The 6173-nt window shown below is 76.2% G+C and carries 5 protein-coding genes; 1 reads left to right on the forward strand and 4 read right to left on the reverse strand.

Annotated elements, in window-relative coordinates:
- The first annotated feature begins 89 nt into the window (after window positions 1–89).
- A complete protein-coding gene (locus DZG00_RS11060) occupies window positions 90–932 on the forward strand; it encodes a GNAT family N-acetyltransferase (protein WP_119455624.1) in 843 nt (280 codons plus the stop codon).
- Between the two features lie 36 nt (window positions 933–968).
- Here the strand turns inward: DZG00_RS11060 and DZG00_RS11065 are convergent, their stop codons facing one another.
- From DZG00_RS11065 to DZG00_RS11080, 4 genes are all read right to left on the reverse strand, one after another.
- The gene (locus DZG00_RS11065) at window positions 969–2774 is read right to left on the reverse strand and encodes a DUF2207 domain-containing protein (protein WP_233549137.1); all 1806 of its coding nucleotides are present in this window, start codon (window positions 2772–2774) and stop codon (window positions 969–971) included.
- A complete protein-coding gene (locus tag DZG00_RS11070) occupies window positions 2767–3162 on the reverse strand; it encodes a hypothetical protein (RefSeq protein WP_119382734.1) in 396 nt (131 codons plus the stop codon). Before DZG00_RS11070 ends, DZG00_RS11065 begins: the two co-directional genes overlap by 8 nt.
- A gap of 36 nt (window positions 3163–3198) precedes the next feature.
- The gene (locus DZG00_RS11075; protein ID WP_233550124.1) at window positions 3199–4617 is read right to left on the reverse strand and encodes a serine hydrolase; all 1419 of its coding nucleotides are present in this window, start codon (window positions 4615–4617) and stop codon (window positions 3199–3201) included.
- A 93-nt stretch (window positions 4618–4710) separates the two neighbouring features.
- Window positions 4711–5955 (reverse strand): glycoside hydrolase domain-containing protein, encoded by a 1245-nt coding sequence (locus DZG00_RS11080; RefSeq protein ID WP_119383236.1) that lies wholly within the window; start codon window positions 5953–5955, stop codon window positions 4711–4713.
- Window positions 5956–6173: the final 218 nt, after the last annotated feature.

A 6173-nucleotide genomic window follows, 5' to 3' on the forward strand; every position in this document is an offset into this window, starting at 1 on the left:
CTCGCGGGCGGCAACGCGCTGCGCGTGCTGCGGGCGGCCGACGCGGACGACCACGTCTCTCGCGGAGCGGCGGACGCGCGGGCGCTGGCATGAGCGGGGCCCGTGCATCCGCATCCGCCGCAGCCGTGGCCGCGATGGATCCGCGTGCCGCCGCCGCGCTGCTCGACGATCTGGCCGACCGCGGCTGGCCCGCGGAGATCCGCGACCGGCACGGGAGCTGGGTCCTGCGCGCCGCCGGGGGAGTGACGAAGCGCGCGAACTCGGTGCTGCCCGCCGGCCGCGTGGCCGACGCCGACGCCGCGCTCGAGGCGGCCGAGGCCTTCGCGCATGAGCACGGCATCGCCGCGTGCGTGCAGGTGTCGCCGGCCTCCGAGCCGGCCGACCTCGCGGCCCGGCTGGCGGCCCGCGGCTACGTCGCGGAGGCGCGAACGCTCGTGCAGGTCGCGGACGCGGACGATGTCGCCGGGCGGCTGGGGGAGGCGACGCCCGCGGATCCCGCGCTCGAGGTCACCGTCGCGGACGCGCCCGACGACGCCTGGCTCGACGCGTGGTGGAGCGTCGACGGGCGCGGGGGACCAGCCGAGCTCGCGGTCGCGCGCCGGATCCTCACGGGCGGGCCGGCCATGTACGCGGCGGTCCGCGAGCGAGCCGCCGCCGACGGATCCGCGGGTGCGGTCCTCGCGACCGCCCGGCTCGCCCTCGTCGACGGCTGGGGCGGCCTGTTCGCGGTCGCGACGAGGCCTGCGGCGCGACGCCGGGGTCTGTCCCGCGCGGCGATGGCGGCCGCGGTGCGCGCCGGGATCGACCGCGGGATCACCGCGCTCTGGCTGCAGGTCGTCGAGGAGAACGACGGCGCCCGCGCGCTCTACGCCGGCCTGGGCTTCGCGACCGCGTCGCGCTACGAGTACTGGACCCGCCCCGCCGACGCCTGACGGACGCACCGGCGTCCGCGTCCGCGTCCACCATCGTCAGACCCCGCCGCCTCCGCCTCCTCCACCGCCGCCGCCGGAGGTCGTGCCTCCCGTGGATCCGCCGCTCGAGCTCGACCCCGAGTACGCGCCGTGCATGCTCGACGACACCGATCCGAGGCTCGCCGCGAAGACCGCGGGCGCGAACGGCGTCTGCCCCGCGTACCAGCCCGGCCGGCTCCGCTCGCGCTCGTAGCGGCGGCCGAGCTCGTCGCCCCACTCGCGCTCCTGGGCGAACATGGCGGCGTACGGCAGCAGCTCCTCGGTGAGGCGCAGCACGTCGCGGTCGTCTCGCGGGAGGTCCCGCCGCTCGGCGCCCTCGGGCGACTGCAGCACGCGGATCCGGTCGGCCTCGGCCAGCCGGATGAACTCGCGCAGCCCCAGGAGGTGGTCGCGGAGCGCGACCCCGCGCTCGGTGAGCGGGTGCCGCGCGACGAGCACGACGGTCGCGCCGAGCGCGAGCACGCCCGCCACGAGGAACGCGATCACGACCGGCCCGCCGTACGCCTGCGTGAGCGACAGCACCGCGAAGGCGATCGCGGCGGCCATGCCGAGCGAGGCGGCGACGAGCAGCAGCACGATCGCGCCGACCGGGAGCGGCTTCCGCAGGCCGTCCGCCACCGTGCGCTTCGTGACCTGCGCCATCGTCCTCTGGAGACGCGTCGCCGCCTTCGCGTCCGTCTTCGCCAGCTCCTTCACCGCGCCGGCGCCCGCGTCGTCCCCGAAGACGGCGGCGACGAAGCGCCGCTCGTCGGGGTCGGTGACGCGCGACGGATCCACCAGCTCGAGCGAGAACGTCGCCTTCCGGCCGCCGTCCTCCTCCAGGATGCGGATCGCGCCGCGCACCGCGAGGTCGAGCAGGAGCGCGGTGGTGGCACGCGCCGCGTTGCCGGAGATCACGGACGAGACCAGCACGCCCACGCCCTCCGGCGGGTCGTACTGGGCGACGATCGTGCCGCGGCCGGGCGCGTCGGCGAGGCGCCCGCGCCGCAGCACGAGGGCACCGGCCGCGGCGGCCAGCGCCAGCAGCGCGCCCGCGAGCGAGAGCGACGGCCAGGGCGCCGCGAGGAACGACGAGTCGCGCGGCGTGAACGTGCCGGGCGCGAAGCCGATGGAGAACGACAGGTTCTCGCGCGGCCCGAGGTCGGTCGCGGTGGCGACGAAGCCGGTGTCCGTGCGGGTGATCTCGGCGGGGCCGTCGGCGCCCGCGGGCCCGGCAGCCGCATCCGCGCCGCCCGTGAGCCGGGGGAGGAGCGCCGGCGCGATCTCGACGGTCGCCGTCACCCGCCCGAACGGCTGCGCCCACCCGAGCCCGTTGACGTCCCAGTAGAACTCGTCGGCGTCCGTGTCGGCGAAGGAGCGCGTGACGTCGCGCTGCTCGTACTCGATGACGTAGGTCTGCTCGCCGCGCACGTAGACGTCCTCGTCGTCGTCCGCGATGGTCAGCTGGAGCATGCCGTCCTCGGAGTCGGACTCGTACTCCCGGGGCGTGCCCGCGCCGTCGGTCACCGACAGCACGCGCAGGCCGGTCGGGTGGCCGTCGTGGTCGCGCACGAGCTCGCGGCGGATCCCGCGGTTCTGGTCCCGGTCGGGGAACTCGGCCACGAGCGTCTCGGTCGTGCGGAGGACCGAGCGCCCGTCCGCGTCGGCCGACAGGCGGTAGACGGCGTCGAAACCGCGGAAGGAGAAGTCGTCCACGTCGGCGTGCGCCGGGGCGGCGAGGCCGAGGGGGATCGCGAGCGCGGTCAGCAGCGCGGCGACGACCGCCAGGCGGATCCGGGCGGCGCGGCCCGCGCGCTCAGGCACCGGCAGCTCCCGTGCTCGACCCCGACCCCGACCCCGGATCCGCGTCGACCAACCGCCACTCGGCGACGAAGTCGCGGACGCTCCGGGTCTCGAGGTCGAGCCGCACGCGCTGCAGCAGCCGGTCCGCTTCGTCGAGGTCGCCGGCGTCCGTGCGCAGGACCTCGCGGCCCGTGTCGATCCGCCGCACGACGAGCTGCGCCTCCCGGCCCAGACCGCCCAGATCCCCGCCCAAGCCCACGGCCGTGAGCGCGACGGTGCCGATCGCGCGCACCGCCCGTCGCACGGGCCGACGCGGGCCGGCGTCCAGCAGCGCCTCGAGTACCTCGGCGGCAGCGGCCTCGTCCCGGTCGCCCTCACCGCTCGTGCCGGATGCGTCAGCGCTCGTCATCGTGCTCCCCTCGCGCGGCCCCCGCCGCACCCGGAGTCAACCACGGGACCCGTCCGCCAGCAGGGCCGCGGCGTCCGCGGCGAGGCCCGAGTAGGCGGACTGCCGCTCGAGGCCGGACGCCTCGCGCGCCGCCGCCTGCACCACCACGGTCCACGCCTGGTCCCCGTCCTCGACGAGGTACGCGAGCGCGAGCGTGCCGACCGAGCTGCCGCCCTTGAACGCCACGTGGTCGAATCGCTCCGGCTCGGGCAGGCCCGGGTTCGCCGCGAGGATCCCGCGCACGGGCTCCCCGGCGGGCGTCGCCGCGAGCTCGGCGAGGCGCACGTGCGCGCGGGCGATGTCGTCGGGTGTCGCGAACCAGTCGACGCCGTCGGTCCACACCACGTCGGTGACCGCGGTGACGGGGACGTCGATGATCCCGCCGGGCAGAGCGTCGAGTAGCGCCCGGCGCTCGGCCGCGTCGCCGTCGGCCCACTCGTCGCGGAGCGCGCCGTCGTCCTGCCAGCCGACGCGGAAGAGGTCGCGCGTGGTCGGGAGCGGCACGTTCCGCGGCGGATCCGAGTGGCCGAGGTCCGCGAGCGCCGCCTCGACCCGCTCCCGCCCGACGGCCTGGATGACCATGTCGGTGGCCGTGTTGTCGCTGATGGAGATCATCTTCCCCGCCGCCTCGCGCACGCTCACGACCGTGCCGGTCGGGGCGTCCTGCAGCTCGCCGGAGGGGAGGCTGCGCACGTCGTCGGTCACGGTCAGCGGGTCGTCCCAGCCGATCCGGCCCTCCTCGACCGCCTGCACGAGCGCGCCGAGCACGTAGAGCTTGAAGATGGATCCGATGGGCCGCGCGTCCGTCGCCCGCACGCCGTCGGGCAGCACCTCGAGGACCCGCTCGCCGAGCTCCCCGTCGGCGACCCGCGTGACCGTGAGCGACACGTCGCCGCCGAGCGCCGCCGCCTGCTCCTCGAGCTCCGCCCAGCTGGTGGCGGGCTCCCGGTCGCCCTCCGGCTCGCCGAAGAACAGGCCCTCGATGAGTCCCTGGTCATCGACGGAGACCTGCATGTCGAAGGCGCCGGCGTCCGCGCTCGCGATGGTCGTCACCGACTGCGAGCCCTGCTCCTCGTGCGCGGTCGCGGTCCACGGACGGCCGTCGCGCACCTGCTCCAGCACGGCCGCGATCTCCTCCGCCGACGCCGCGTCGAGCATCACCTGCGCCAGGCGCTCGCCGGTCTCCTGCACGGGCACCGCGTCGTCGGCGTTCACCGTGTCGAGCAGCCACTGCGCCTGCTGGCCGACGGGCGACGACGGCAGGACCACCGGCTCGGCGACGGGCGCGGGGGTCGCGGGATCCGCGGGCGCCGCCGAGCAGGCGGCCTGGAGCGCGGTCACGGCGGCGATCGCGAGGGCGAGCGCGGCGCGCGCGGGGCGGGATGGACGGGTCGGTCGACGCGGTGACGCAGGCATGCCCCCATCCGACAGGAACGGGGCCGCCCGGGCGTCCCCCAGGAGGGGGAATCGTCCGGACGGCCCCGTGGGTCGCCTCGCGCGGAGGGCGGATCAGCCGCGCGGATCGACCCGGCTCTGGCCCGCGTCGCGGCCGGAGACGACGTTCGTGTCGATGTCGATCGCCCCGTCGCCCTCGCCGATGGTGTGCTCGAGGATCTGGTCGAAGGCCCAGTTCTCCGGGATCCTCACGCCGAGGTTCGCGCCCCAGCCGGTGGACATGTCGGCCACGTAGCTGAGCTCGGTGAGGTGCGCGGCGGCGAGCGTCGTGCAGATGCGGCGGCCGGCGTAGACGCCGACCCGGTAGGCGCTGCCGCGGCGCCCGAGCTCCGCGTGGATCCCGCGGAAGTACGGCTCGAGGTACGTCTCGACCTCGTCGCGCGTCGCGTCGAAGTCGACCGCGTAGTAGATGGTCGTGCCCGGCAGGAAGCCGAGGCGGCGGGCCGCGTCGTCCGCCCGGCCGGCGGCGCGCACCCCGAGGTCGTACGAGAAGTACGTGGTGTCGGTGCCGCCCTCCTGGAAGACCGGGAAGACCGTGAGGCCGCCGGCGAAGATCGCCTCGAGCTCGCCGTCCTGGATGCGCTTGGCCAGCGCGTCCGGGACCTCGGAATCGGTGAGGTAGCGGCCGACGACGGAGACGCCCGCGTCGCGGAGGGTCTTCGCGCGCGCGGCCGTGATGACCGTGATGCCGTCTGCCGCGGCGCCCGGACGCGTCGGGTCGCCGTTGCTGGCGAGGAGCGCTGCCCACGTGCGGTAGTCGGCGCGGCCCGTCTCGGGGAGCGCCACCGTGCGCTGGAACTGCGCGAGGCGCGTGCCCTGCTCGGCGGAGAAGGTGCCGTCGACCGGGCCGTCCCACGTGCTCATGACCACGAGCGACGCCTGGAGGAGGTGCACGAGGTAGCCGGTGGTGTCGGCGGATCCCACGGCGAGCGTCGCCTGCGCCTGCAGCGTCGTGCGCGTGAGCGGCCCCATGACGCCGTTGGCCGTGGCCTCGTCGATGCCCATCTCGAGCTGGAGCGCGTGGATGAGGGCCTTGTGCGAGTCGCCGGTCCAGACGCCGTCGGTGGTGACGGCGGGGAAGCCGGTGCGGGCGCCGTAGCGCGCGGCGAGCTGCCTCTGGATGTCGCGGACGACCGGGCGGCCGTTCGACGCGAGCGGGACCTCGGGGTTCGCGGGGGCGGGGGTCGTGGCGTCGTCGGCGTGCGCGGGACCCGCGGCGACGAGGGCGACGGGGACGGCGGCGAGGGCGCCGCCCAGGACGGAGCGTCGGGACAGGACGGAGCGTCGGGACAGGTTCATCGGTGTGCCTCCCATGCCGGACCACCGAGCAGACCGCCCGCGGGACGGGCGACGAGTCCGGAGGGCGGCGGTCTGCGGTTGTCCGACGGCCGGATGGCGACGCGTGGTGCCGCCGGGCCGAGCGGGCGTGAACGGCCACCGTACGTGGGTCCCGCACGCGACGCCGCCCGGCGTCCACAGGGAGGCCGGGCGGCGGTGCGGTGCGGTCCGGGAGCGGC

It is taken from the genome of Clavibacter lycopersici, from assembly GCF_003576405.1.
Lineage (GTDB): Bacteria > Actinomycetota > Actinomycetes > Actinomycetales > Microbacteriaceae > Clavibacter > Clavibacter lycopersici.